This is a genomic window from Vagococcus changpingensis, from assembly GCF_058211775.1.
In genome coordinates this window covers 467,041-493,369 of the sequence record NZ_JBYVZB010000001.1, presented here as the reverse complement: position 1 = coordinate 493,369, position 26,329 = coordinate 467,041, and the positions used below count along the sequence as shown (strand labels likewise).

Sequence of the window (26,329 nt, the reverse complement as noted above, 5' to 3'; positions counted from 1 at the left end):
TTTTATGCTTTAGAATCCATTCCAAAAATTAAACCAAGAGCTAACATTGTTGAGACCAAGGCTGTTCCTCCTTGACTTAAGAAGGGAAGAGGAATACCTGTTAATGGTAACAAACCTATTGAGGCTCCGATGTTTTCGAATGTTTGGAAAACCAACATAAAGACAATTCCTACACAAATATAAATATTAAAGGTAGAATTACTTTTAATGCCAGTATAGAAAATTTGGAAGAACAGATAAAAATAAAGTAAAATAACAGCCGTTGCGCCAGCAAAACCATATGCTTCACCCACGAAAGTGAAAATCATGTCAGACTCTCTAACTGGCACATAAACTTGTACCCCGGTTGTTCCAGTTCCAAATAATCCACCAGAACCAATAGCTAAGAGGCCTTGTACTTGCTGGTAAGCAATAGACGTTGCATACTCAAAAGGATTGACCCAAGCTCTAATACGGTTTAATTGGTATTCTTTAAAATGTAGCGAGGAAAGTATTGATTGACCAAAATCAGTAAACACCAAGAAAATGAGTGTTCCTCCTAAAACAGCAGCAATACCACCCAGAACAGCCACAATTCGCCAGTTAATACCCGATGCCACAATAAGTGCGCCAAGAACGCAAATGAAAACTAAACTTGTTCCAAAATCCTTTTGCACAAACATTAAAAAGAATAATGGAAGAGAATACAAGGCTAATTTTTTTACCATATCCAAATCAGTACGAATATCCTTTTCAGGGACTCTCTTATTGTATTTTACGAGTTCTTTAGATATAAAGAGAATGTAAGCTGTTTTAGCGATTTCTGATGGTTGGAATTGAAAGCCAAAAATGTCTAGCCAACGTTTTGTGTTGGTTAAATCATACATGTGAGGGTCGTAAAAGAAATACAAGGAACCCATAAGAAGTAGTGAGAACACATAAAACCATGGGACAGCTTTCCAAATGATATCACGTTTGATGTATTTTACCCCAAACATTAAAACGGTTCCTAGTCCAACAAACACCAGTTGTTTTAATGCTTGTTTAGTGGGATTATTTTGGTCATAATACGCTACCCAATACTGTAGCCAAATACTTAAAATAAGCATTAAAAATATTGGCAATAATAACGCGTAGTTAAAATTGTTTTGTTGTTGATATTCTTGTCGTTTCATGCCGTCATCTTATCCTTTATTTAGTTATATTAATTAAAAATTTTAAGTCCATACTTGTAATAAGCTACCACTTTTATTGATAATAGTATATAGTAATAATGAAATTAAATGAATTTTTAATCTTTTTTCCTACTTATGTTTAAATTTAGAAAGTTTAGTGTTGTTATGTTAAGTGTTAAGACGAATCAATAGACAATAAAAATAGAAAAGGTTAAAGTATGAGTAGAAAACTATAGGGGGTATTAATTATGTATGATGTAATTATTATAGGAGCAGGACCTGGAGGAATGACGTCGGCTTTATATGCTTCTCGTTCTGGCTTATCTGTATTAGTAATCGAACGAGGTGCACCAGGCGGACAGCTAATGAATACAGATGAGGTAGAAAATTATCCTGGATTTAATCTTATTTCCGGTCCTGATTTAGCACTTAAAATGTATGAAAATTCTACTAACTTTGGTGCAGAACATGTCTATGGAAATGTTGTTAGTATTGAAGACCATGGTGCTATTAAAAAAGTAGTGTGTGATGATGAAGAGTATGAAGGAAAAACGGTGATTATTGCTTCAGGAAGTGAACATCGTAAAATCAATATCCCTGGTGAAGAAGAGTACGCTGGACGTGGTGTATCTTATTGCGCAGTTTGTGATGGGGCATTCTTTAGAGACCGTCATTTAGTTGTGATTGGGGGAGGAGACTCAGCGATTGAAGAAGGCATGTACTTAACTCAGTTTGCAAGTAAAGTAACCATTGTTCATAGAAGAGATGAATTAAGAGCGCAAAAAATATTACAAGATCGTGCATTTAAAAATGAAAAAATTGAATTTATGTGGAATAAAGTTCCAATTGAGATAAACGGAAATGATATGAGTGTGCAATCAATTAAATTAGAGGATACTAAAACAGGTGAAGTAGAAGACTTATTAGCGGATGGTGTATTTATTTATATTGGATTAGATCCGTTGACTGATTTTGTTAAAGATTTAGGTATTACAAATGCTAATGGATGGATTGAAACAGACAATCATATGGCAACTAACATTCCAGGTATTTACGCAATTGGAGATGTTAGAGAAACTGTTTTGAGACAAATTGCGACAGCTGTTGGAGACGGTAGTATCGCGGGACAAGAAGTTTATAATTATTTAAGTAGCTTAGATGATTAATAGAACACATATTAAAAAATAATAGGTAAACCTTTTGGTGCAAAAAACTATCTTTATTTATTTTGCATTAAAAGGTTATTTATTTCTTTAAATAATGGTTTATATTCCTATAGTTTTTTTGTAAATTTCACACATTTTCATGAAAACATCTATAAAACGCTTGCAAAATCAATGCTTTTCTGATAATCTATGTGTGACTTACAGTTGACAGTACAATGAATTAAAGGAGAACATAATATGGAAAAACAGACTATTACAATTTATGATGTTGCAAGAGAAGCAGCGGTTTCTATGGCGACTGTATCACGTGTTGTTAATGGAAACCCAAACGTAAAGCCTGCAACTAGAAAAAAAGTATTAGAGGTAATCGAAAGATTGGATTATCGTCCTAATGCAGTGGCAAGAGGGTTAGCAAGTAAAAAAACAACAACAGTTGGAGTGATTATTCCAGATGTAAGTAATGCTTATTTTGCCTCATTAGCTCGAGGAATTGATGACGTGGCAACAATGTATAAATATAATATCATCTTAGCAAACTCTGATGGAAATGATGTAAAAGAAGTGAATGTATTAAATACATTACTTGCCAAACAAGTAGATGGTATCATCTTTATGGGACATCATTTAACTGAACAAATTAGAGGGGAGTTTTCTCGTTCTAAAACACCTGTTGTGTTAGCAGGATCAATCGATCCAGATAATCAAGTGGGTTCAGTAAACATTGATTATGAAGCAGCGACAAAAGATGCGACAAACCAATTGATTAAATCAGGAAATAAAAAAGTAGCATTTATTTCAGGTTCTTTATTAGATCCTATAAATGGTATTCAACGTTTGAAAGGTTATAAAGAGGCTCTAAAAGAAAATAATCTAGATTTTAATGAAGGATTAGTATTTGAAGCAGAATATAATTACAAAGCTGGTCTTGCTTTGTACGATCGTGTTATTAATAGTGGTGCCACAGCAGCAGTTGTCGCAGATGATGAGTTAGCCGTTGGGTTGTTAAATAGTCTAACTGATAATGGTGTAAAAGTACCGGAAGAGTTTGAAATTATTACAAGTAATAATTCATTATTTTCTGACATTGCACGCCCAAGTGTGACAAGTATTTCGCAACCATTATATGATATTGGAGCTGTATCAATGCGTTTGTTGACTAAACTAATGAATAAAGAAGAAATTGATGAAAAAGATATCGTCTTACCTTATGGATTGATAAAAAAACAATCAACAAAATAAAAAAAGTCATTGCTTGATTCAAGCAATGACTTTTTTTATGTATAAAGATAAACTGAAAAGAAAATAAAGACTGCCCCAGCTAATACAAATAAGTGCCAAATGACATGCATATATTTTAAATGTTGTCTACTATAGAAAAAAGTTCCAGCTGTATAAGATACCCCACCTAGTACTAATAAAAGTAAACCGTTAAAACCAAGCCCTTCGTATAATGGCTTTATCGCAATGACACATAACCAACCCATCAATATATAGAGAAAATAATCCGCTTTTCCTCTTTTTTGAAGAAAAATTGATTTATATACAATACCAGAAATAGCCAATAGCCAAATAATGATACACATGGTCCATCCTAATTTACCACCTATTGTAATTAAACTATATGGTGTGTAGCTACCTGCAATGAGTAAGTAAATAGAGCTGTGATCAAATACTTGGAATACTTTTTTGGCTTTAGTGAAAATTAAACTGTGAAATAGGGTTGAAAATAAAAACAAAAGAATCATTGATGCACCAAATATTGAGTAGGAAACAACACGAATAGGCGAATGTAATTGGGCCCCTTTAATAATAAGTAACACCAGACCGGCAATACTTAAACCCGTTCCAATACCATGAGTAACAGCATTAAAGACTTCATTTACAATAAGATATTTTTTTGAATAAGTTGGATTGTGCATGGTGTATACGTCCTTTCGTTTTTTAGTGAAAAATATTTTTTTTTCTGTTATACTAAATAAACAGAAAGATTAATTTAATTGTACATGAATATTGTTGGTTTTGAAAGAGGTTTGATGATGACAAAAATTAAAATAGTGACAGACTCATCTTGTATTATTCCAGAAGAGAGACTAAAACAGATTGATATACACACCATAAGTTTATCCATAATGATTGATGGTGTCATTTATGCCAATCAAAATGAGTTAGATCCTTTTGAGTTTATGACGATGATGTCTAATTCAAAAACATTACCAAAAACTAGTCAACCACCCATTGGGGAATTTGTAGAACTATATGACCAATTAGGTGAAGATGGTAGTAAAATTATTTCAATCCATTTAACAGAAAAACTAAGCGGGACTGTTAATACTGCTAGACAAGCCGCTCAATTATCAAAATCAAATGTGACAGTCATTGATAGTGATTATATTGATCAGGGCCTAGGATTCCAAGTCTACCAGGCGGCCAAAATGGCTAAAGAAGAAAAATATACGGTAGAAGAGATTATTTCAGCTGTTGAACATGTGAAAAATAATACTCAACTCTATATTGGAGTTGCTACTTTAGAAAACCTTGTTAAAGGTGGTCGAATCGGTAAATTAGTTGGTGCAGTTTCTGGTTTTTTTAATATGAAGTTATTAATGCAGTTAAAAAATGGAGAACTAGAGATGGTTACTAAAGGTCGAGGAAATAAAACATTTATTAAATGGGCTAAAGAGTTAGAAAAGAAACTTGCTCATTTATCAGTAGGCTACCTTGGTATGTCTGAAGCATCAGGTGCCGAAATTTGTGAAGAAATGAAAACTATTTTAAAAGGGGCGTTACCTGATTTAAACATACCGATTGTGCACACGACTCCTCTTGTAGCGACACATACAGGAAAAGGGGCATTTGCCGTAATGTTTTACACAGATTAAAAAAAATAAAGATAGCAGATCTAAACGGTCTGCTTTTTTAAATGAGGGGTTTTAATGAAAAAAATCACATATCACATGAAATATGTTTTATTCTTTACTGCAATAGTTATTATTTGTAGCATGATTGGTCTATTCTTTATTCCAAAAGCTGATAATATTCATTTGAGTGGCGAAACAAAATCATCGACAAATAAAATAGAAATGATTCGTTTAAGTGCTATTGGTGATTCACTGACTGAAGGGGTAGGTGACACAACCAATTCTGGTGGGTACTTACCATTATTACAAAAAGATTTGTCTGATACATATCCAGTTGATGTATTTCAAGCTGAAAATTTTGGTAAATCAGGTGATCGAAGTGATCAAATATTGAAGCGATTAAAGAAAAATGAAGATATGCAAAAGTCTGTGAAAAATGCCAATGCTATACTACTAACAGTTGGAGGAAATGATTTATTACAAGCTCTTCAACCAAAATTATTTAGTAAAGTGACTGTTAATAAAATGGATAGTTCTAAAGAAAAATATTATGATAGATTGGAAAAGCTGTATGCTGAAATAAGAGCATTAAATCCTGATGCTCCAATTTATCAGTTAGGGATATATAATCCATTTTATTTAAATTTTTCTGATATTACAGAATTACAAGAAATAGTAGACTATTGGAATAAAAGTTCACAAGAATTTGTTCAAAAACAATCCAATGCCTATTTTGTCCCAATTAACGATGATATTTACCAAGGTATTCCAGAAATTGCGAACACAGATGAGGAAAAAGAAACCATTAAATCTAGTAATAGTGCATCGATTAATGATCTGATTTCATCTGAAGATACCTTTCATCCGAATAATTTAGGGTATCAAATTATTGCTAATGCATTTGAACTTAAAATGGCATCGACAAAAGATAAATGGCTTAAGTAGGAGATGAATTTAATGAGTGATACAGAAAAAAATAATCAAGAGAAAAGAGACGTTAAACAGTTTTTTAAAAATCCTTGGAAAGTGGCTTTTATTACTTTAATCGCAATTCTTTTATCATTAGTGATTGTAGTGGGTTATCGTATTAGTACACCAAGAATGACATATGATTCTAAAAATGAGACAACTGTTGATTTAAAAGATCCTATTTTGGAAGTCTCCATGACAAAAGATCAAGCTAGTCGAGCCATTAATTATTATATTAAAGATTTATTTGATAGCTCAGGTGTTGACTATACATTCCATTTAGATAAAGATGCATTGATTGATGGGACATTTTCATTACTGGGACATGATACTCATTTCTATTTGTATTTTGAGCCGTTTGTGTTAGCTAATGGAGATGTCCAACTAAAGGCAAAGGATTTAACTGTTGGGACATTAAGTGTTCCAATACCTGCAATGATTAGCTATATTTCTCATTCGGTTGATTTTCCTAAGTGGATTGAAATTAATCCAGATGAACAGTACATTACAATTCATTTAAAACAAATGAAATTAGCCAATGGAATGCGTGTAAAAGCAGAACAAATTAATTTAGTGAATGATCAAATAAGATTTAACTTATATTTATCAGATAATAAGAAATAAAAGGAGTTCATTTATGAGTTTTTATCATTACATTCAAGGACACAGAGGAAAATTAGAACAAGATGCGATTTCAAAATTAGCAGAAGATATTTTTGATGACATCCAGTTTCCAAAACAAGAAACGGATTATCATACTATTTCTGATTATTTAGAAACCAATGCTTACTATGTTCCAAATATGGATGTATTTGATGAATTATGGGTGATGTATCAAGAAGCGTCTAGATAAAGGAAGTGTATGCATAATATGAAAGATAATAATACTAATAAAAAAACCGTTTCTTTGACCAAATATATTATAACGAGTGTCATTACCGCGATTTTGGCTATTGGGGGAACTGTTTTTATTTATGAATCTAAAGGCAGAGTTCAAACAGCTTCAACACAAGATGGTTTGGATAATATTGCGGATTTGGCAACTCTTATCCAACAAGGTTACATAAAAGATGTTGATTCTAAAAAGCTCTATGAAGGAGCTATGAAGGGCATGGTAGCAGCGATTGATGATCCGTATTCAACGTATTTTACGGCTGAAGAAGCAAAAGGTTTTGAAGAAGACATCAATGGAAATTTTGAAGGAATTGGAGCTGTGATGAGTATGACCAATGATCTCCCCACTGTTGCAGAACCTCCAATTAAAAATTCCCCAGCAGAAAAAGCTAAACTTCAAACAGGTGATGCTATTTTAAAGGTGGATGATAAAAGTATTGAAGGGAAAAGCTTGAGTGATGTAGTGAAATTGGTTCGTGGAGAAAAAGGAACAGATGTTAAATTAGAAATTAAACGTGGAGCGGAAACGTTTCCTGTAACTATTACAAGAGATGTTATTCCGGTTGAATCTGTTACTGGAAAAATAGATGAAAAAAATAAAGATATTGGGTATATTTCTATTAGTAGTTTTAGTTCAACTACATCAGAAGAGTTTAATAAAATGATAACGAAACTTCGAAAAGAAGGAGCTAAATCATTTGTTCTTGATGTTCGTGGAAACCCTGGTGGTATGCTAGATCAAGTTGAAAAAATTAGTAGTCGCTTTTTAAAAGATGGTCAAACGATTGTAAAATTTGAAAGTAAATTAGAAGATGATGAAGAACATAAAGCTAGTAAAAAACTTGATGGTGGCGACAAAATTACTGAGCCAACTGTTTTATTAGTGGATGAAAATAGTGCCAGTGCGTCTGAAATATTAGCAGGAGCATTTATTGATTCAGCCAACATTGATGTGGTTGGAACGAAAACATTTGGTAAAGGAACCGTTCAAACAGTTATTCCAATGAATGACGGTGCAGAAATAAAACTAACTATCAAAAAATGGTTAACGCCAAGTGGAAAATGGATTAATAAAAAAGGGGTTGAACCAACGATAAAAGTGGATAAACCATCTTATATTCAACATAAATTAATTGACACGACTCTTACTTATAAGCTAGGAGCAGTCAATGAGAATGTGAAAATAATTAATGAGTATTTAAAAGTATTAGGCTATGATGTCGATGATAGCGACACTTATAATGACAAAACAGAACAAGCTGTAAAAAATTTCCAAGAAAAAAACAAATTGGAAGTAACAGGTACAGCGGATGAAAAAACTGTTAAAGAGTTAGAAAAACAAATTGTTGAGTATTGGAAAAATCATGATGTTCAATATGAAAAAGCGATTGAAACGTTAAAAAAAGACTAGTGAAAACTAGTCTTTTTTTAAGGAAACAGGAAAGATAACGAATTTATGTGGTATTTTAAAGGATTTTTTTATATCATGGTATTTGGAGAGTAGGTGACGTATGGAGAAAAAGATTGTTGAAATACTGTGGCACTGGATTAAAATGTTTGTACTATGTACGGTGATTATTTTTATCATGCGAGCGTTTATATTTGTTCCATTAGAGGTGACAGGAAATTCTATGTCTCCTACGTTGAAAGAGCATGATTTTGTCGTAGTTGAAAACTTTTCTACAGTCAATCGCTTTGATATCATTGTGTTTCATGCTCCGGATGGTAATACTTATGTTAAACGTGTTATTGGATTACCAGGAGATCACATTGTCTATAAAAATGATAGTTTATACATTAACAATAAATTAGTGGAAGAAACATTTTTAAAAGATATTAAGAAAAAAAAGAATGAATATGTGTTAACATCAGATTTTGATTCAAAGGATTTAATCGGTACGAAAACAATCCCTAAAGATCAGTATTTTGTTATGGGGGATAACAGACGTGTCAGTAAAGATAGTCGCTCTTTTGGAACGATTTCTTCCTATTCAATCATAGGAAAGGCAAGATTAGTGTATTATCCAATTCAAGATATAAAAATAATTAAAGACTAAAGGAGTAATGGTATGACAATTCAATGGTTTCCAGGTCATATGGCAAAAGCAAGACGTGAGGTTGCAGAAAAGTTAAAATTAGTGGATATTGTTTTAGAGATAGTCGATGCAAGGCTGCCTATTTCAAGTCGAAATCCTATGTTGGATTCGTTAATCCAACAAAAGCCAAGATTGATGTTGTTGAATAAATCAGATTTAGCGGATGTAAAAGAAACACAAAGATGGCATGATTATTTTGCTTCTCATGGGATTCATTGTTTAGCTATTAATGCGAATCAAGGAAAAGGAATCAATAAAATTACACCAAAAGTTAAAGAAATTTTAGCAGAAAAAATTGCTAAACAAGCAGCTCGCGGGATGAAACCTAGACCAGTTCGCGCGATGTGCATTGGGATTCCTAATGTTGGTAAGTCAACGCTATTAAATCGCTTAGCGAATAAAAATATGGCGAAAACAGGTAATATGCCTGGAGTAACTAAAGGACAACAATGGTTAAAAACTGGAAAAGATTTAGAGTTGTTAGATACCCCAGGAATTTTGTGGCCCAAATTTGAAGATAAAGAGATTGGAAAAAAATTAGCCTTAACAGGTGCCATCAAAGATGCTTTATTACATATGGACGATTTAGCATTATATGGCTTAGAATTTTTTAATGAATGTTATCCTGAACAATTACAAGAGCGATATAAATTAACGGATGAAGACATGACATTAAATCAAGTTGATAAATTAATGTTAATTACTAAAAAAAGAGGATTCCAAGAAGATTATGAGCGAGGTAGTGTCATGATCGTTCAAGAAATTCGAGATGGACGTTTGGGTAAGTACACACTAGATAGAGTTGAGGATATGCTTCATGAGTGAGACAATTCAATCCATTAAAGAAAAATTTTCTTTTGTTATCGATGAAAAGGATGACTTATTTGCTCAATATCAACAAGATGAGCGCAAAGGAGTTCAAAAAATTATTGATCAAACGAAAAAAAGGTTACAAAAGCAACAAGCATTAAAAGAACATTTTATTGCAATGACTCGTTATGAAAAAAAAGCAAGAGTACAAGGACATAATGTTATTGTCGGAATTGATGAAGTAGGACGTGGTCCTTTAGCTGGTCCAGTAGTTGCGGCGGCGGTTGTATTACCGGATGATTTTGATGGTATTGGTATTAATGATTCTAAGCAGTTATCTTTAAAAAAGCGTGAAGAATTTTTTGATAAAATTCAAGAACAAGCTGTGTCAATTGGTATAGGAATCATGAATGAAGAGGTCATTGATTCTGTCAATATATATGAAGCAACGAAATTAGCCATGATAGAAGCCGTCAATCAATTGACTGTCTCGCCAGATTGTTTGTTGATAGATGCTATGTCGTTACCACTTGATATTCCGCAAGAGAGTATTATTAAAGGAGATGCGAATAGTATTTCCATTGCTAGTGCAAGTATTATAGCAAAAGTAACAAGAGATCATCTAATGATGGATTATGATAAAGAGTATCCTGGTTACGGATTTGCAAAAAATGCTGGTTATGGGACGAAAGAGCATTTAGACCAATTAAACAAACAAGGCATTACTAAAATACATCGAAAATCATTTGAACCAATCAAAAGCATGATAAACTAAAATAACACTCTTTTGCGTATGTTGTTAAAAATAGCGCAAAGGAGTTTTTTTATGCATCAATTAGTTGTTTTTCGTTTAAAGCATACAAAAGGAATTGGAAATATCGGACGACTAAAGATATTAACTTATTTATTGGATAACCCACATGATTATTGTTTTGAGACCATGATCAAATTAGCCAATATCCCACCAAAATACCAACCAATCTTTGTGAAATCATTCAATGACAGTCAAAAAATAACTGAGGAAGACCTTTCTTTATTTCTAAAACAATATGGCATGATTACTTTTTTAGATAAAGACTATCCTGATTTATTATCACAAATTTATAATCCACCCATTGCTTTGTTTTACAAAGGTAGAAAAGAATTATTAAGTACACCAATGTTATCTATTATTGGATCTAGAGAGCAAACAGAATTTGGAAAAGAACTAATTGAAAAAATGATGCCGGATTTCATAGAGCAGTGTTTGACAATTGTGAGTGGATTAGCGAAAGGAAATGACACATTCGCTCATAAACTAGCCATTCGAAGACAAGGAAATACAATTGGGGTATTGGGCTTTGGATTAAATCGAGTGTACCCTAAAGAAAATCAGCGCTTGCAGGAGTATATGTATCAAAATCAATTGGTGATAACAGAGTATTTGCCTAATGAATCACCACTTCCTTATCACTTTCCAGAACGAAATCGAATCATCGCAGGTCTTTCATTGGGAACACTTGTGGTTGAGGCAAAAAAGAGAAGTGGTACGTTCATTACAGCTCAACTAGCATTAGAAGAAGGAAGAAGTGTTTTTGCTATTCCAAATAATCCATTGATAAAGGAATCAGAAGGTTGTTTGTTACTTATTAAAGATGGGGCAAACTGTGTTCAATCAAGTTCAGATATTTTAGAAGAATTATAGAAAACCTTGACAAATACGAAATCAATAGCTAATATGATAAACGATTGCCGAAGTGGTATATATAGAAGTATAAATTGTAAAAAAAGAGAGGAAGAGGGGCATGAGTTACAAATATTTAGTGATTGTGGAATCCCCTGCTAAAGCTAAAACAATCGAGAAATATCTCGGTAAAAACTATAAAGTCGTAGCAAGCGTTGGGCATATTAGAGACTTGCCTAAAAGTAAAATGGGTATTGATATTGAAAATAATTTTGAGCCTCACTATATAAATATTAGAGGAAAAGGCCCTGTCATTAGGGATTTAAAAAAACACGCCAAAAAAGCTGAAAAAGTTTATCTCGCAGCCGATCCGGACCGTGAAGGGGAAGCGATTGCGTGGCATTTAGCTCATATATTAGAGCTAGACTTAGAAGATAATAATCGAGTGGTGTTTAACGAGATTACCAAAGAAGCGGTAAAACAGGCGTTTAAAGAACCTAGAAAAATAAATATTGATTTAGTCGATGCACAACAAGCAAGACGTATTTTAGATAGACTGGTTGGGTATTCAATTAGTCCTTTATTATGGAAGAAAGTTAAAAAAGGATTAAGTGCTGGTCGTGTTCAGTCGGTTGCATTAAAAATGATTATCGACCGAGAAGAAGAGATTAGACAATTTAAACCAGAAGAGTATTGGAGTATTCTAGGAACATTCTTAAAAAATAAGGCAAAATTCTCAGCTAACTTTTATGGAGTAGATGGGAAAAAGGTGAAGTTGTCTAATGAGAACGATGTCAAACAGATCACGGAAAAATTAACTGGTCGTGATTATGATGTTGTTAAAGTGACGAAAAAAGAACGTAAAAGAAACCCTGCTAATCCATTTACAACAAGTAGTTTGCAACAAGAAGCTGCTCGTAAACTAAATTTCAGAACAAGAAAAACCATGATGGTAGCCCAACAGCTTTACGAGGGAATTAAACTTGGTAAAGGTCAAGGGACAGTTGGTTTAATAACATACATGAGAACAGACTCAACAAGACTGTCGGATACAGCTAAAAGTGAAGCATATGATTTTATTGTTGAGACATATGGACAAGAGTTTTTTGATTCCAAGAAAAAGCCAGCGAAAAGAGCAGAAGGCGCGCAAGACGCACATGAAGCCATTCGTCCATCAAGTGTGATGCGTACACCTGAATCAATTAAAGAATACTTGGATAAAGACCAGTTTAAATTGTATTCATTAATCTGGTCACGTATGGTAGCAAGTTTAATGTCACCAGCAGTTATGGATACGATGCGTGTTGATTTAACGCAAAATGGTGTCATTTTTGTAGCCAATGGTTCTAAAGTGAAATTCCCAGGATTTATGAAGGTTTATGTTGAGGGAAAAGATGAAGGGAAAGAAGAAAAAGATAATATCTTGCCTGATTTAGAGGTAGGCGACGTTGTTAAATCTGTTGATATCGAACCAAAACAACATTTTACTCAACCGCCAGCACGATACAGTGAAGCAACACTGGTTAAAACATTGGAAGAGCAAGGTGTGGGACGTCCATCAACATACGCACCAACGCTTGAAACGATTCAACGTCGTTATTACGTTAAATTAAATGCTAGACGTTTTGAGCCGACTGAACTTGGTGAAATTGTGAATACGATTATGTGTGAGTACTTCCCACAAATTGTTGATACAACCTTTACTGCTGAGATGGAAAAAGATTTGGATGCTATCGCAGAGCACCAAGAACAGTGGGTAGATGTTATTAGTCGATTCTATCATCCATTTTCAAAAGAATTATCAACAGCCGAAGAAAAAATGGAAAAAATTCAGATTAAAGATGAACCAGCAGGATTTGATTGTGAAGTATGTGGCTCGCCAATGGTGATTAAATTAGGTAAATATGGGAAATTTTATGCTTGTAGTAATTTCCCTGATTGTCGAAACACAAAAGCGATTGTGAAAAAAATCGGTGTAACGTGTCCAACCTGTAAAAAAGGTGATGTCATCGAGAAGAAAACGAAGAAAAATCGTATTTTTTATGGATGTGATCGATATCCTGAATGTGAATTCACCTCATGGGATAAACCAATTGGACGCGACTGTCCTAAGTGTAATCACTATCTTGTACAGAAAAAAGTTCGTGGTGGTATGCAGATTATTTGTAGTAACTGTGACTATCAAGAAGACGTGCAAAAATAAAGATAGGTTTCTTTTTATAAATTGTGTATAATGCATAGGAGGGCAAGAGAACTCACTCTTGTCCTTTACTTAATTACTGAGAAAGAGGTAACTAAATGACAGATAATAGAGTAACGGTTATTGGGGCAGGACTAGCTGGAAGTGAAGCAGCATGGCAAGCAGCAGAGTCAGGAGCTCAAGTTGATTTATATGAAATGAGAAAAATAAAAAAAACTCCAGCACATCACACGGATCAATTTGCTGAATTAGTTTGTACGAACTCCTTAAGAGCAAATGGTATTACAAATGCTGCTGGTTTATTAAAAGAAGAGATGAGACAATTTGGTTCAGTTATTATTGCAGCTGCAGATAAAACTCAAGTTCCTGCTGGTGGTGCGTTAGCTGTTGATAGAGAAAGTTTTTCTGAAGAAGTAACAAAACAAGTATCAAATCATCCAAACATTACTATTCATCATGAAGAAATCACTGAAATTCCAACTGAAGGTATTACAGTGATTGCGACTGGTCCTTTAACAAGTGAGCCTTTAGCTGAAAGTATCAAAGAGTTTACTGAGTCAGAAGGATTATATTTTTATGATGCAGCAGCACCAATCATAGAAAAATCATCTATTGATATGGATAAAGTGTATTTAAAATCTCGTTATGATAAAGGTGAAGCAGCTTACCTTAATTGTCCTATGACAAAAGAAGAGTTCTATGCATTTAGAGAAGCGCTTGTTAATGCAGAAGTAGCGCCTTTAAAATCATTTGAAAAAGAAAAATTTTTTGAAGGATGTATGCCAATTGAGGTTATGGCAAATCGTGGCGAAAAAACAATGACATTTGGTCCGTTGAAACCAGTTGGATTAGAAGATCCAAAAACAGGTAAACGTCCATATGCAGTTGTTCAACTTCGACAAGACAATGCAGCAGCGTCACTTTATAATATTGTTGGATTTCAAACGCATTTAAAATGGGGCGAACAAAAACGTATTATTCAAATGATTCCAGGATTAGAACATGCAGAAATCGTAAGATATGGTGTGATGCATCGAAATACGTTTATGAATTCACCTGAATTACTTGATCCAACTTACCAATCACGTAAGAAACCAACGTTATTCTTTGCTGGTCAAATGACTGGCGTAGAAGGTTATGTTGAAAGTGCAGCAAGTGGTATCTTAGCAGGACGAAATGCTGCAAGACTTGCCCAAGGTAAAGAACCAATCGTACTACCACAAGAAACAGCGATTGGTGGTATGGCACACTATATCACACATACATCTGATAAACATTTCCAACCAATGAATGTAAACTTTGGTTTATTCCCAGAGTTACCAGATAGAATTCGTGATAAAAAAGAACGTTACACACAAATTGCTAATAGAGCACTTGAAGCGACAAAAGAGTCGTTAACATTATTTGAGAAATAGTATGTCATTTGACATGCTATTTTTTTATGGTTTGTTTAAAAATTTGTATAAATTACTTAAAACATATAAATATATTGGTAAAAAAAAATTTTGTATGTTACATTAATTTTATAATTTGTAATGAAAGGGTTTGATTTCGATTGATCACTTAGTGTTATTTTTAAGATATTTAGTAGATGAGCGACATTATTCATTACAAACAAAACACGCCTATGAGGATGATGTCACACATTTTTTTAAGTTTTTGGAAGAAACAGGAAATTCTGACTATTTAAACATCACGTTTCAAGATGCTCGAGTGTATCTAGCTTATCTTCATGATAAAGAATATAGTCGTAATACAATTAGTCGGAAAATTTCGAGTCTTCGGTCATATTATCATTTCTTAATAAAAAATGAGTGGATGACAGACAATCCTTTTAGCTACATACAAATGAAAAAAAAGCAAAGTAAGTTACCAAGCTTTTTATATGAAAAAGAATTGGCTATCTTATTTGAATCGGTTTCTGGTGAAGCACCATTAGATAAACGTAATAGAGCGATTTTAGAGTTACTTTATGCTACAGGAATTAGGGTATCCGAGTGTGTGTCGATTGAATTACGTGATATAGATATGGAAAATTCAATTGTGTTAATAAATGGAAAAGGTGGCAAACAACGATATGTTCCTTTTGGGTCATTTTGCACGGATGCATTGATTGATTACATCTCAACAACTCGGGTAGAATTAATGACTAAATATCAATGTACTCATGAAAAGTTGTTTATTAATCATCATGGGCAAGTATTAACGGCAAAAGGTGTGCAGTATATATTGGATAAGCTAATTAAAAAAAGTAGTTTAACAACAAACATTCATCCACACATTTTTAGGCATACATTTGCCACACATTTATTAGATAATGGAGCTGATATGAGAACGGTCCAAGAGTTATTGGGTCATTCAAGTTTATCCTCCACACAGATATATACGCATGTGACGACCAGTGCGTTACAAAAGAATTATCGGAATTTTCATCCGAGAGCTTAATTTAGAATAGGAGAAAAAATTATGGGATATACAACATTTCATTCAACAACAATTTGTGCAGTAGAAAAAGACGGAAAATTTGCAATGGCTGGTGATGGCCAAGTAACAATGGGCGAATCAGTCGTGATGAAAGGGACTGCCAGAAAAGTTAGACGTATCTATAACGATGAAGTGGTCGTAGGATTTGCCGGTAGTGTGGCAGATGCGTTTAACCTTGAAGGAAAATTTGAAGAAAAATTAAATCAATATAAAGGGAATTTAATGCGTGCGGCTGTGGAACTTGCGATGCAGTGGCGCAGTGATCGTGCGATGCAAAAATTAGAAGCGATGCTAATCGTAATGAATGATAAAGAAATGCTAGTTGTTTCAGGTACTGGAGAAGTCATTGCACCAGATGATGGTATTTTAGCGATTGGGTCTGGTGGTAATTATGCTTTAGCAGCAGCTAGAGCGCTAAAACGAGATGGTCGCGATGATTTAACAGCAGGAGAAATTGCTAAAGCAGCTTTAAATGTCGCAGGAGATATTTGTGTTTACACAAACCACAACATTATTGTAGAAGAATTATAGGAGATGACGTTAATGAATACAGTAACAAAAACACCAAGACAAATTGTAGAAGAATTAGATCAATATATTATTGGACAAAATAAAGCGAAAAAATCTGTTGCAGTCGCTTTGCGCAATCGTTATCGTCGTATGCAATTAGATGACGTAATGCAACAAGATATCACGCCTAAAAATCTATTAATGATTGGACCAACTGGTGTTGGTAAAACAGAAATTGCCAGACGACTTGCTAAAATCGTGAATGCCCCTTTTGTCAAAGTTGAAGCGACAAAATTTACAGAGGTTGGTTATGTGGGTCGCGATGTTGAATCAATGGTTCGTGATTTGGTTGAAGCAAGTATTGCAATTGTGAAAAAAGATCAATATAGTCAAGTGTATTCAAAAGCAAAAAAAGCTGCTGAAGAACGCTTAGTTAAACTATTAGTTCCTGGTATAAAAAAAGAAAAGCGTCAATCAACGAATCAATTTGATATGATGATGCAAATGATGAATGGGTTCCAACAAAACAACGAAGAAGAAAAAGAAGAAGTGAACGATTCAATTCGTGTTAGCCGTGAAACGGTTCAATCTCAACTTGAAAAAGGTCAACTTGAAGATAGAGAAATCACGATTGAAGTGGAAGAGAAAAAACAAACGCCAACCATGAACAATGGATTAGAACAAATGGGTATTGATTTAGGCGATGCCCTCAATTCATTAACACCTAAGAAAAAAATCAAACGTACGGTAACTGTAAAAGAAGCACGTGAAATTTTAATTAATGAAGAATCTGAAAAACTTGTTAATAGTGCAGATATTCATAGTGAAGCGATTAAACTTGCGCAAAATAACGGGATTATTTTCATTGATGAGTTTGATAAAATTACCTCTAAATCTGAAAGTAATGGTCAAGTGTCTCGAGAAGGGGTTCAACGTGATATTTTACCAATTGTTGAAGGATCTATTGTCAATACGAAATATGGTACAATCGAAACAGATCATATTTTATTTATCGCATCAGGTGCGTTTCACCTAAGTAAACCAAGCGATTTGATACCTGAATTACAAGGTCGCTTCCCAATTCGTGTGGAACTAGATGATTTAACAGCAGAAGATTTTGTCCGCATCTTAACTGAACCAAACAACGCGTTGATCAAACAATATATCGCCTTACTTAAAACTGAAAATATTGATGTGACATTTACTAAAGAAGCAATTGAACGTTTATCTCATATTGCATATAACGTAAATAGTGAAACAGATAATATTGGAGCCAGACGTTTGCATACTATTTTAGAAAAATTATTAGAAGATTTATTATTTGAATCTCCTGATATGTCAATGGGTGAAATTACCATCACTGAACAATATGTTAATGAAAAACTCGGTGAAATATCTGAAGATGAAGATTTGAGTCGTTATATTTTATAAGAACTGCTTAGGAGTGGTGGTATGGATGATTTATTGCAAAAAACACGTATGATTAATGAATTATTACAAAAAGAAAATACCATTCAAGAAGAAAAAGAACTACCTTATTTACAAATGGCACAAGTATTATCGGATATTATGGAGTGTAATACTTATATTTTATCAAAAGATGGTGAATTATTAGGATATTCTGTGGTACATGATTTTAATAATGAACGAATTAATAAAATGATTAGTAAACATCAATTTCCTCATTCGTACACTACCTTATTAAAAGATATTCAACAAACAGTTGAAAATATTCCAATTGATGAAGAATTAACTATTTTTCCTTTTGAATTAAAGAAAGAATTAACCAACGCCTACACAACTCTTGTTCCAATATTTGGAGCAGGAGCTAGGCTTGGTACAATTCTTTTAGGTCGTGTAAATAAAAAATTCAATACAGAAGATTTTATCTTAGGAGAATATAGTGCAACGGTTGTTGGTATGCAACTACTTTATCAAAAATCTGGCGATATAGAAAAACAAATGCGTGAAACAAGTATGGTTCAAATGGCACTGAAGTCGTTGTCTTTTAGTGAATTAAAAGCCATAAAAGCAATATTCGAAGAACTAGATGGAGAAGAAGGGATTCTAACAACATCTAGTATTGCTGATAGGATAGGAATTACGCGTTCAGTTATTGTCAATGCCTTAAGAAAACTTGAATCGGCAGGTGTCATTGAAACTAGGTCTCTAGGGATGAAAGGGACATTTATTAAAATTGCGAATAAACAATTAATAGATCTACTTGATAAAGAAACGGTAGTATAGGAGGTTTGACATGACGTTAAATTTAGAATCAGATACAGCAAAAGTAACGATTAATGAACTTGGTGCTGAGCTATCCAGTTTTATTTTAAAAGAAACGTGTGTTGAATATATTTGGCAAGCGGATTCACATTTTTGGGGACGTCATGCACCAATTTTATTTCCGTTTGTTGGTAGATTGAAAAATGATAAGTACCTATACAAGGGGAAAGTCTATAAAATGACTCAACATGGATTTGCAAGAGATATGATGTTTGATGTAATTGAAAAGGATGATTCTTCTGCTATTTTGGAGTTAAAAAGCAGTCAGAAGACATTAGAAAAATACCCATTTGAGTTTCGTTTGTTAATAGGTTATAAATTAGAAAAAAATGAACTGATTATAAGTTATGACGTTTCAACGCTTTCTGACGAGATGTATTTTTCGATTGGTGGACATCCTGCTTTTAATGTTCCATTAATCAAAGGGACAAAAATGAACGATTATTATCTTCAGTTTGCTCCACTAAAATCTCGAACAAAAATACCATTAAAAGGATCATATATTGATACGTCTTGTAAGACATTAGCTCAAACAAATACACCTATTCAATTGAAACATGAGTTATTTAAAGAAGATGCTCAAATTTTAGAAACAAAGGGAAGAAATACTTTTTCTATTCTATCTGATAAGCATTCACATGGTGTGATAGTGAGTTATGAAGAGTTTCCGTTTGTGGGTTTTTGGAGTCCTAATACGGTTGAAGCACCGTTTGTTTGTATTGAACCTTGGTGTGGGATAGCTGATGATACTTCTAGCAACGGCAAAATAGAGGATAAAATTGGAATAAATAAACTGTTTAAAGGCGATATTTTTAGCAGAAGTTATTCTATAAATATTCAATAAAATAAAAAAACAAGGCGATCATATACCTAAGAAGACATGTGATTGCTTTGTTTTTAATTGTTAAAAACTTATATTATTCTATTCAAGTTATGTTGCTTCTAATAATTGTGTACCAACAATAGTATATCTTCTATCAATCTTGTCTTTAGTAATAACGATATAACCATTTCCATCAGTACCAGGACTCATTTGATGAGGTGCTTTAAAAGTACCATTTGAATCAATATTAGGATCAATTGATAAAACCTCAGGGATATCTAGTTTTTATCTATCACCTGCTGAGCATAAGATTTCGCATTTTTCAATGTTACTTCTTCATATGGAAGAATATCTAATTTTGCATAATACCATTGTATAAGTTTTTCATGGCTTTATATCTTAATTCGTTTACTTTATCCTCGTCAAGAGAGCCGTTCTCTAATAAATTACCATAATAATCATTAATCCCCATATAATAACTGATTATTCATCCTGAGTTAATCCTGAAAGATCCAGTGTTCTTTGGTTGATAGGAACGCTTCCGCATTATTTTATTCCTTTTGGATTGATTTGCATAGTATCTTCTATTTTAGCTACGTTAGCTTTTTCATCATCAATGGTTTCTTTTTCAGATGCTTCTTTTTGTGTTGATTCACGTTGGACTATTTCGTTATTGTTTTTTGTAATACTTTGTTGAGTAGTAATTTGTATGTTTTTTTACTAGGTGCTTTTTCTTTCGTGCTACAGCTATTTAAAATTAATAACGCTGGAATAATTATTAACCATATTTTTTACATTATGCCATCTCCTTTTTTAACGTTTTCATCGTACCCAAAAATGGCATTTTTAGAATGGAAATGTTATCTTTTTTACTATTATACTGGGTTTTATGTAAAAAGCCACTCAAACGAGTAGCTTTAACGGATTTCTATTTGGGAATGCTGTTTTATTATCCAAAATAACTAGTATCTTCAATATTTAATTCACTTAAAATGATAGAAGCTGTTTCCTCAATAGAAAGTTGAGCCACATTGATAACAAGGCATCCGAGTTTTTTATATAAATCATTGGCAAATTCTAACTCACGTTTAATCTTATCAATATCAGAATAAGCAGTATCTGGATTTAAGCCATAAGATTTCATTCGTTCTCGGCGAATGCGATTTAATACTTTTGGATTATTTGTCAAACCAACAATTTTTTTCGGGTCAACTTCCCAAAGTTGTTGTGGAATATGGGCTTCTGGTATTAGTGGTAAGTTGGCAACTTTTAAATTTTTATTGGCTAAAAATAAACTTAGTGGCGTTTTTGACGTACGTGAGACACCAAGGAGAAGAATATCAGCTTCTAAAAAACCTTTAGGGTTTTTACCATCATCATATTTAACGGCAAATTCCATCGCACTAATTCGCTCGAAGTAATTTTTACTTAAAAAATGCATTGCACCAGGCAAACGACTTGGTTCTAATCCCGTTCTATTGGATAGCTCATCAACTAGTCCAGATAATATATCTATGGTAAATAGATTATGCTCTTTTCCGTAGTTGTTGGCTATGTTAACTAAATCTTTTGAAACAAGTGTATGTAAGACAATAGCATTCACTGCTTTTGCTTCTTCGAGTGCTTGTATTAGCTCATTTTCATGATAGATGAAAGCTCTTTTGACAATTTGGATTTTTATTTGAGCATCTTCATATTGTGCCATAGAAGCTTGGGCTAGTTTAGAAGCTGTTTCGCCGGCTGAATCAGAAATAATAAAAATACTGATACGTTGGTCAGTCATAAAGGTTTCACATCCTTAATATTTTTACTTTATTTAAATTATAGCATATAATATAACATAAACGATGATTATTATGAAGAGAGGGAGAGATTTTGGAAAAAGAATTAGATTATGCAATAGCGACAATGAAAGACAATGGCTTAAAATATACAAAAAAACGTTCGGATATACTTTCTTTTTTAATTAATGAAAATCGTTATGTTGCAGCGTTAGATGTCTTTCACTTTATGAACAATAAATATCAAGGTGTTAGTTATGATACGATTTATCGGAATTTAAGAGATTTTGCAGAATTAAATATTTTAGAGGAAACAGAGTTACAAGGTGAAAAAAGATATCGATTCCATTGTGATGTTCATGGGGAACACCATCATCATCACTTTATTTGTACCTCTTGTGGTGCAACACGAGAGATTCATATGTGTCCAATGGATATGTTTCAAGAACAGCTACCAGGTTGCTTAATTGAAGGTCATCGTTTTGAAATATTAGGAAAATGCGAGAAATGTTTAAAAAATTAACAATAGGTAGTTGACGAGAAAAACTCAATTAGCTATAATATATTGTGAACAGTTTTTTGTTTAAGATTACTTTATATAAAAAACGGTTATCAAAAAGTTTGGAGGGAGGGATTTATATGTCAAAAACTGTTGTTCGTAAAAACGAATCATTAGATGACGCTCTTCGTCGCTTCAAACGTTCCGTTTCAAAAACTGGTACTTTACAGGAGTACCGCAAGCGTGAATACTACGAAAAACCAAGTGTTAAACGCAAGAAAAAGTCTGAAGCTGCAAGAAAACGTAAAAAATACTAGTTTTAATGAATGGATCTGATATTATGACTCTACTGAATAGGTTAAACAATGATATCAAAGTAGCGATGAAAGCAAAAGATAAAGAAACATTATCTGTTTTACGGATGATGAAATCTTCTATTCAAAATGAGGAAATCAAAAAGGGTGAATCATTATCACCTGATGAAGAATTAACTGTCTTATCTAGAGAGATGAAACAACGTAAAGATTCGTTACAGGAATTTAACCAAGCTGATCGTCAAGATTTAGCGGAAAAAGTTTCTGGTGAGATTAAAATCGTTGAGCGTTATATGCCTGAACGATTATCTGAAGATGAATTACGACACATTGTTCAATCGGCAATAGATGAAACAGGTGCATCATCAATGAATGATTTCGGAAAAGTAATGGGTGCTGTTATGCCTAAAACTAAAGGGAGAGCTGACGGTCAGAAAGTTAACTCTTTAGTAAAAGAAAGTTTAGCGTAGTCTATTATGGGTTCTTTATTAATTGTATATGAAAGATTTTTTAGAAGATAGTGGTGGTTATTACCTCTATCTTCTTTTTTATGCTATACTACAGACTTCTAAAGATGAAAAGATGTTTGAAAGCACCCTCGTTATTTTTTTTATTTAGAGAGTGTGGTATTATTTAGGTTATAAGAAGATGAAGGAGCTGTAGTGATTGACGTCAGAAACAACATTAGTATTTATGTTAGATAAGAACATTGAAAGCAATGATTTGTTTGGTACACATGATAAACATATTAAAATACTCGAGGAATATTTGAATGTATCAATTTCTTCAAGAGGAGAGGTTGTTCATTTATCAGGAAATGTTGAAAATGTCTCCATGGTTCAAGATATTTTAACTGCCATACAACAATTGATTCTAAGAGGACATAAAATTACAAGTAGTGATATGTTAACAGCTATTCAATTAGCGAAAAAAGGACAATTAGAGACATTCTTTAGTCTATACGAACACGCTTTATTAAAAGATAATAAAGGAAATGCCATTCGTGTAAAAAATGATGGTCAGAAAAAATACATTCAAGCCATTAAAAAAAATGATGTGACGTTTGGTATTGGTCCTGCTGGAACAGGAAAAACGTTTTTAGCAGTTGTAATGGCAGTGAGTTCCCTAAAAAAAGGTGAGGTAGAAAAAATTATTTTAACCCGTCCAGCTGTTGAAGCAGGTGAAAATCTAGGATTTTTACCTGGAGATTTACAAGAAAAGGTTAATCCATATTTGCGACCTGTTTATGATGCGCTGTATCAAGTTTTAGGTATGGAGCACACAGCCCGGTTAATGGATAGAGGTGTCATTGAAATCGCCCCTCTTGCCTATATGAGAGGAAGAACATTGGAAGAAGCTTTTGTGATATTAGATGAAGCTCAAAATACAACAAATGCACAAATGAAAATGTTTTTAACTCGTTTAGGAAACCATTCTAAGATGATTATAAATGGAGATAAAACGCAAATAGATTTACCTCGTGGGGTTGAAAGTGGGTTAATTCATGCTGAAAAAATTTTAAGAGGTATTAAACGAATTGCGTTTATAGAATTTTCAACACAAGATGTGGTGAGACATCCGGTGGTTGCTGATATCATTAAAGCATATGCAGATAACTAAAAGGAGAAAAAAGGAGTGAGTGAGGTAAATGAAAAAAATCCAACAGGTGCCTAAAGCACTTGGAAAATATTATACACCTCTAATTCTATTTTTAATGTCACTAATCATGTTTAGTTTGATGTTTGGTAGTGTAAGACAAAAACAAGTCACTTATAAAGTGGGCCAATTATCAAGTGAAACAATACGCGCTAATAAAACCATTGAAAATAAAGATGAAACAAAAGAAAAACAAAAGTTAGCAATGGAAAGTGTGACACCAGAGTATACTTACAATCCAGATGTTGAGACAAAGCAAATTGAATATGTTAAAACCATTTTTGATTTAGTAAATCAAGTCAATGAAACAGCTGAAAAACAATATAATGAAAAAAAGAGTAGTTCAAAGCCTACTGTAGAAGATAAATTACCTATGTTAAAATCTAATTTTGAAAAATATAGTCAAAATGATATTGCATTTTTTCAATCTTTTCCAGACACTTTTTACGAACAATTACTTGAGTTACCTCGTTCTGATTTAACTAAACTGGAAGAAACGTCTGAGAACACATTGAGAACAATTTTGGCTAAACATATTAGAAATTCTACGCTTCAAGGAGAAAAGCAAACGGCCAAAGAAATGGTTCAGTACGATGAGTTTAGTTCACAAGAAATTAATTTACTTGTGATGATTTTTGATAAAGCAATCGTAGTGAATGAAGTGGTAAACGATAAAGCAACAGAATCTATGAAAGAAAGTGCCAAAAATAATGTGCTTCCTGTGATGATTTATCAAGGTGAAATCATTGTCCGTGAAGGGGAACAAATTGATTCAAAAGCAATGGAGAAAATAAAGTTACTCGGCTTAACTAATCAATCTACGTCAACTTCGCCGTTGCTATCCATGTTACTCGTTATTTTGTTACAAGTCGTATTAATAGGGTATATTTTACGACATACTAATCAAGAAGTACGTGTTAAAAGTGTTACCTTATATGCTGTTGCTATTACAGTGAGTGTTTTATTTATGAAATTACTTTATTTATTCCAAAAAGATAATTTAAGTAATGTTTCTCTATTATTCCCAGCAGCATTTGGATCGGTTATTTTATATATGTTTTTAGATAAACGATGGGGATTGTTGATGGGTATGTTTCAAGCTATTTTTTCTATCTTTATTTTCTATAATTTAGCGGGAACCACATCACTATTAGTTATTTCACTTTTTTATATGTTTTCTGCATTTGTGTCAACTTTTTTAGTTAACGAACGAATAGGTGTACAATTAAAAGAAGCATTCTTTTTATTGATTATTATGCCAATTCTTTTTATGGCAGTATTAGTGATTTATCAAGGCTTTAATATTGGGGATAGTCGTTCTATTACAACGTTATTTATTTCAACAGGTAGTGGGCTATTTTCATTTATTTTATCTATTGGGTTATATCCATACATCGAACTATTGTTAACAGATGATAGTGTGATTGTATTAAATGAATTAAGTAACCCAAATCAACCTTTATTAAAACAATTGTTAGAAGAAGCTCCTGGAACGTACCATCATAGTATGATGGTGGCTAGTTTAAGTGCAAACGCCGTCGCTCAAATTGGAGGAAACTCGTTATTAACACGCGTGGCAAGTTACTATCATGACGTGGGTAAAATCAAACACGCAAACTTTTTCGTGGAAAATTTACCAGATGGGGCAGAAAATCCTCACAATTTCTTGTTACCATCAGATAGTAAAGAAATCATATTTAGTCACGTGACAGATGGTGTGAAGATTCTAGAAGAAGCGAATATGCCACAATTTGTCATTGATGTGTGTCAACAACATCATGGGACAACCTTGATGAAGTATTTCTTCATTAAAGAACAAGAACGAAATCCAGAGACAACTGAAGAGGCATTTAGATATCCTGGACCAAAACCTCAATCTCGTGAAGCTGGTGTGATTAATATTGCTGATAGTGCTGAAGCAGCTGTTCGTGCGATGGATCACCCAACGAATGAAAAAATCAAAGAATTTGTCCATAACTTAATTCAATCAAGATTAGAAGATGGGCAGTTAAATGAATCAGGTTTAACATTGGATGAGATTGCTATAATTGAAAAATCCTTAGTGGACGGGTTATGTTCAACATTCCATTCACGAATTAAATACCCGAAAATGAAATCAGAAGCAGAAAAAATGAAACAAGAACAAGAAGAAAGAAGGATTTAACA

The 26,329-nt window shown here is 33.1% G+C and carries 26 protein-coding genes; 23 read left to right on the top strand and 3 right to left on the bottom strand.

The features are described 5' to 3' along the window. Window positions 1–2: 2 nt before the first annotated feature. Window positions 3–1,154 carry an FtsW/RodA/SpoVE family cell cycle protein gene (locus AC37UB_RS02475; RefSeq protein WP_117972832.1) on the bottom strand — a complete coding sequence of 384 codons (1,152 nt, stop codon included), beginning with the start codon at window positions 1,152–1,154 and terminating at the stop codon, window positions 3–5. A gap of 248 nt (window positions 1,155–1,402) precedes the next feature. Here AC37UB_RS02475 and trxB point away from each other — a divergent pair, with 248 nt between their 5' ends. Together trxB and ccpA are read left to right on the top strand one after the other, a co-directional pair. Continuing rightward, complete coding sequence (gene trxB / locus AC37UB_RS02470) at window positions 1,403–2,320, top strand: thioredoxin-disulfide reductase (RefSeq protein WP_117972831.1); 918 nt, start codon at window positions 1,403–1,405, stop codon at window positions 2,318–2,320. 237 nt (window positions 2,321–2,557) lie between these two features. After that, window positions 2,558–3,559, top strand: a complete 1,002-nt coding sequence (ccpA, locus tag AC37UB_RS02465) for a catabolite control protein A (RefSeq protein WP_117972830.1) — start codon at window positions 2,558–2,560, stop codon at window positions 3,557–3,559. 35 nt (window positions 3,560–3,594) lie between these two features. On the opposite strand, the gene trhA is transcribed toward ccpA, so the two are convergent. Next, window positions 3,595–4,239 carry a PAQR family membrane homeostasis protein TrhA gene (gene trhA / locus AC37UB_RS02460; protein WP_117972829.1) on the bottom strand — a complete coding sequence of 215 codons (645 nt, stop codon included), beginning with the start codon at window positions 4,237–4,239 and terminating at the stop codon, window positions 3,595–3,597. 117 nt (window positions 4,240–4,356) lie between these two features. Between trhA and AC37UB_RS02455 the strand changes: the two genes are divergently transcribed. The 16 genes from AC37UB_RS02455 (at window position 4,357) to AC37UB_RS02380 (ending at window position 19,934) form a co-directional block, all read left to right on the top strand. After that, a complete protein-coding gene (locus AC37UB_RS02455) occupies window positions 4,357–5,199 on the top strand; it encodes a DegV family protein (protein ID WP_117972828.1) in 843 nt (280 codons plus the stop codon). 54 nt (window positions 5,200–5,253) lie between these two features. Continuing rightward, complete coding sequence (locus AC37UB_RS02450; RefSeq protein WP_242093547.1) at window positions 5,254–6,123, top strand: SGNH/GDSL hydrolase family protein; 870 nt, start codon at window positions 5,254–5,256, stop codon at window positions 6,121–6,123. A 12-nt stretch (window positions 6,124–6,135) separates the two neighbouring features. After that, window positions 6,136–6,771 carry a YpmS family protein gene (locus tag AC37UB_RS02445; protein WP_242093545.1) on the top strand — a complete coding sequence of 212 codons (636 nt, stop codon included), beginning with the start codon at window positions 6,136–6,138 and terminating at the stop codon, window positions 6,769–6,771. 13 nt (window positions 6,772–6,784) lie between these two features. Then, window positions 6,785–7,000: a YozE family protein gene (locus tag AC37UB_RS02440; protein WP_241699059.1), complete on the top strand. Its 216-nt coding sequence runs from the start codon at window positions 6,785–6,787 to the stop codon at window positions 6,998–7,000. A gap of 18 nt (window positions 7,001–7,018) precedes the next feature. Then, a complete protein-coding gene (locus tag AC37UB_RS02435; RefSeq protein WP_490685292.1) occupies window positions 7,019–8,452 on the top strand; it encodes a S41 family peptidase in 1,434 nt (477 codons plus the stop codon). A 100-nt stretch (window positions 8,453–8,552) separates the two neighbouring features. Beyond that, window positions 8,553–9,098 carry a signal peptidase I gene (lepB, locus tag AC37UB_RS02430; protein WP_242093540.1) on the top strand — a complete coding sequence of 182 codons (546 nt, stop codon included), beginning with the start codon at window positions 8,553–8,555 and terminating at the stop codon, window positions 9,096–9,098. Window positions 9,099–9,110: 12 nt separating this feature from the next. Then, window positions 9,111–9,962: a ribosome biogenesis GTPase YlqF gene (ylqF, locus tag AC37UB_RS02425; protein WP_490685291.1), complete on the top strand. Its 852-nt coding sequence runs from the start codon at window positions 9,111–9,113 to the stop codon at window positions 9,960–9,962. Next, on the top strand, window positions 9,955–10,722 hold the full coding sequence (gene rnhB / locus AC37UB_RS02420; protein ID WP_490685290.1) for a ribonuclease HII: 768 nt from the start codon (window positions 9,955–9,957) through the stop codon (window positions 10,720–10,722). Before ylqF ends, rnhB begins: the two co-directional genes overlap by 8 nt. Window positions 10,723–10,773: 51 nt before the next feature. Continuing rightward, window positions 10,774–11,631 (top strand): DNA-processing protein DprA, encoded by an 858-nt coding sequence (gene dprA, locus AC37UB_RS02415; RefSeq protein WP_242093535.1) that lies wholly within the window; start codon window positions 10,774–10,776, stop codon window positions 11,629–11,631. Window positions 11,632–11,731: 100 nt separating this feature from the next. After that, window positions 11,732–13,813, top strand: a complete 2,082-nt coding sequence (topA, locus tag AC37UB_RS02410; protein WP_117972820.1) for a type I DNA topoisomerase — start codon at window positions 11,732–11,734, stop codon at window positions 13,811–13,813. Window positions 13,814–13,908: 95 nt separating this feature from the next. Beyond that, window positions 13,909–15,225, top strand: coding sequence for a methylenetetrahydrofolate--tRNA-(uracil(54)-C(5))-methyltransferase (FADH(2)-oxidizing) TrmFO (gene trmFO, locus AC37UB_RS02405; RefSeq protein WP_490685289.1), 1,317 nt, complete (start codon window positions 13,909–13,911; stop codon window positions 15,223–15,225). Between the two features lie 151 nt (window positions 15,226–15,376). After that, complete coding sequence (gene xerC, locus AC37UB_RS02400) at window positions 15,377–16,255, top strand: tyrosine recombinase XerC (RefSeq protein WP_490685288.1); 879 nt, start codon at window positions 15,377–15,379, stop codon at window positions 16,253–16,255. A gap of 21 nt (window positions 16,256–16,276) precedes the next feature. Next, window positions 16,277–16,825, top strand: coding sequence for an ATP-dependent protease subunit HslV (gene hslV / locus AC37UB_RS02395; protein ID WP_257699946.1), 549 nt, complete (start codon window positions 16,277–16,279; stop codon window positions 16,823–16,825). 12 nt (window positions 16,826–16,837) lie between these two features. Beyond that, window positions 16,838–18,235: an ATP-dependent protease ATPase subunit HslU gene (gene hslU, locus AC37UB_RS02390; RefSeq protein WP_490685287.1), complete on the top strand. Its 1,398-nt coding sequence runs from the start codon at window positions 16,838–16,840 to the stop codon at window positions 18,233–18,235. 21 nt (window positions 18,236–18,256) lie between these two features. Next, window positions 18,257–19,051 (top strand): GTP-sensing pleiotropic transcriptional regulator CodY, encoded by a 795-nt coding sequence (gene codY / locus AC37UB_RS02385; protein ID WP_117972815.1) that lies wholly within the window; start codon window positions 18,257–18,259, stop codon window positions 19,049–19,051. A gap of 10 nt (window positions 19,052–19,061) precedes the next feature. Further along, entirely contained in the window at window positions 19,062–19,934 is an 873-nt protein-coding gene (locus tag AC37UB_RS02380; RefSeq protein WP_117972814.1) for an aldose 1-epimerase family protein, read from the top strand. Window positions 19,935–20,862: 928 nt separating this feature from the next. Here the strand turns inward: AC37UB_RS02380 and AC37UB_RS02375 are convergent. Then, entirely contained in the window at window positions 20,863–21,696 is an 834-nt protein-coding gene (locus tag AC37UB_RS02375; protein ID WP_241699051.1) for a pyruvate, water dikinase regulatory protein, read from the bottom strand. A gap of 125 nt (window positions 21,697–21,821) precedes the next feature. Between AC37UB_RS02375 and AC37UB_RS02370 the strand changes: the two genes are divergently transcribed. The 5 genes from AC37UB_RS02370 to AC37UB_RS02350 all read left to right on the top strand — a co-directional run bounded on the left by AC37UB_RS02370 (window position 21,822) and on the right by AC37UB_RS02350 (window position 26,327). Beyond that, window positions 21,822–22,217 (top strand): Fur family transcriptional regulator, encoded by a 396-nt coding sequence (locus AC37UB_RS02370; protein WP_117973181.1) that lies wholly within the window; start codon window positions 21,822–21,824, stop codon window positions 22,215–22,217. 116 nt (window positions 22,218–22,333) lie between these two features. Then, a complete protein-coding gene (rpsU, locus tag AC37UB_RS02365; RefSeq protein WP_071456767.1) occupies window positions 22,334–22,510 on the top strand; it encodes a 30S ribosomal protein S21 in 177 nt (58 codons plus the stop codon). A gap of 23 nt (window positions 22,511–22,533) precedes the next feature. Then, a complete protein-coding gene (locus AC37UB_RS02360) occupies window positions 22,534–22,977 on the top strand; it encodes a GatB/YqeY domain-containing protein (protein ID WP_490685286.1) in 444 nt (147 codons plus the stop codon). 196 nt (window positions 22,978–23,173) lie between these two features. After that, complete coding sequence (locus AC37UB_RS02355) at window positions 23,174–24,127, top strand: PhoH family protein (protein ID WP_490685285.1); 954 nt, start codon at window positions 23,174–23,176, stop codon at window positions 24,125–24,127. Window positions 24,128–24,155: 28 nt separating this feature from the next. After that, complete coding sequence (locus tag AC37UB_RS02350) at window positions 24,156–26,327, top strand: HD family phosphohydrolase (RefSeq protein WP_117972811.1); 2,172 nt, start codon at window positions 24,156–24,158, stop codon at window positions 26,325–26,327. Window positions 26,328–26,329: the final 2 nt, after the last annotated feature.

What these genes read in the sequence shown, in the direction of transcription:
- AC37UB_RS02475 (WP_117972832.1), bottom strand. Translation starts at nt 1,154, where the DNA reads ATGAAACGACAAGAATATCAACAACAAAACAATTTTAACTACGCGTTA.
- trxB (WP_117972831.1), top strand. Translation starts at nt 1,403, where the DNA reads ATGTATGATGTAATTATTATAGGAGCAGGACCTGGAGGAATGACGTCG.
- ccpA (WP_117972830.1), top strand. Translation starts at nt 2,558, where the DNA reads ATGGAAAAACAGACTATTACAATTTATGATGTTGCAAGAGAAGCAGCG.
- trhA (WP_117972829.1), bottom strand. Translation starts at nt 4,239, where the DNA reads ATGCACAATCCAACTTATTCAAAAAAATATCTTATTGTAAATGAAGTC.
- AC37UB_RS02455 (WP_117972828.1), top strand. Translation starts at nt 4,357, where the DNA reads ATGACAAAAATTAAAATAGTGACAGACTCATCTTGTATTATTCCAGAA.
- AC37UB_RS02450 (WP_242093547.1), top strand. Translation starts at nt 5,254, where the DNA reads ATGAAAAAAATCACATATCACATGAAATATGTTTTATTCTTTACTGCA.
- AC37UB_RS02445 (WP_242093545.1), top strand. Translation starts at nt 6,136, where the DNA reads ATGAGTGATACAGAAAAAAATAATCAAGAGAAAAGAGACGTTAAACAG.
- AC37UB_RS02440 (WP_241699059.1), top strand. Translation starts at nt 6,785, where the DNA reads ATGAGTTTTTATCATTACATTCAAGGACACAGAGGAAAATTAGAACAA.
- AC37UB_RS02435 (WP_490685292.1), top strand. Translation starts at nt 7,019, where the DNA reads ATGAAAGATAATAATACTAATAAAAAAACCGTTTCTTTGACCAAATAT.
- lepB (WP_242093540.1), top strand. Translation starts at nt 8,553, where the DNA reads ATGGAGAAAAAGATTGTTGAAATACTGTGGCACTGGATTAAAATGTTT.
- ylqF (WP_490685291.1), top strand. Translation starts at nt 9,111, where the DNA reads ATGACAATTCAATGGTTTCCAGGTCATATGGCAAAAGCAAGACGTGAG.
- rnhB (WP_490685290.1), top strand. Translation starts at nt 9,955, where the DNA reads ATGAGTGAGACAATTCAATCCATTAAAGAAAAATTTTCTTTTGTTATC.
- dprA (WP_242093535.1), top strand. Translation starts at nt 10,774, where the DNA reads ATGCATCAATTAGTTGTTTTTCGTTTAAAGCATACAAAAGGAATTGGA.
- topA (WP_117972820.1), top strand. Translation starts at nt 11,732, where the DNA reads ATGAGTTACAAATATTTAGTGATTGTGGAATCCCCTGCTAAAGCTAAA.
- trmFO (WP_490685289.1), top strand. Translation starts at nt 13,909, where the DNA reads ATGACAGATAATAGAGTAACGGTTATTGGGGCAGGACTAGCTGGAAGT.
- hslV (WP_257699946.1), top strand. Translation starts at nt 16,277, where the DNA reads ATGGGATATACAACATTTCATTCAACAACAATTTGTGCAGTAGAAAAA.
- hslU (WP_490685287.1), top strand. Translation starts at nt 16,838, where the DNA reads ATGAATACAGTAACAAAAACACCAAGACAAATTGTAGAAGAATTAGAT.
- codY (WP_117972815.1), top strand. Translation starts at nt 18,257, where the DNA reads ATGGATGATTTATTGCAAAAAACACGTATGATTAATGAATTATTACAA.
- AC37UB_RS02380 (WP_117972814.1), top strand. Translation starts at nt 19,062, where the DNA reads ATGACGTTAAATTTAGAATCAGATACAGCAAAAGTAACGATTAATGAA.
- AC37UB_RS02375 (WP_241699051.1), bottom strand. Translation starts at nt 21,696, where the DNA reads ATGACTGACCAACGTATCAGTATTTTTATTATTTCTGATTCAGCCGGC.
- AC37UB_RS02370 (WP_117973181.1), top strand. Translation starts at nt 21,822, where the DNA reads ATGAAAGACAATGGCTTAAAATATACAAAAAAACGTTCGGATATACTT.
- rpsU (WP_071456767.1), top strand. Translation starts at nt 22,334, where the DNA reads ATGTCAAAAACTGTTGTTCGTAAAAACGAATCATTAGATGACGCTCTT.
- AC37UB_RS02360 (WP_490685286.1), top strand. Translation starts at nt 22,534, where the DNA reads ATGACTCTACTGAATAGGTTAAACAATGATATCAAAGTAGCGATGAAA.
- AC37UB_RS02350 (WP_117972811.1), top strand. Translation starts at nt 24,156, where the DNA reads ATGAAAAAAATCCAACAGGTGCCTAAAGCACTTGGAAAATATTATACA.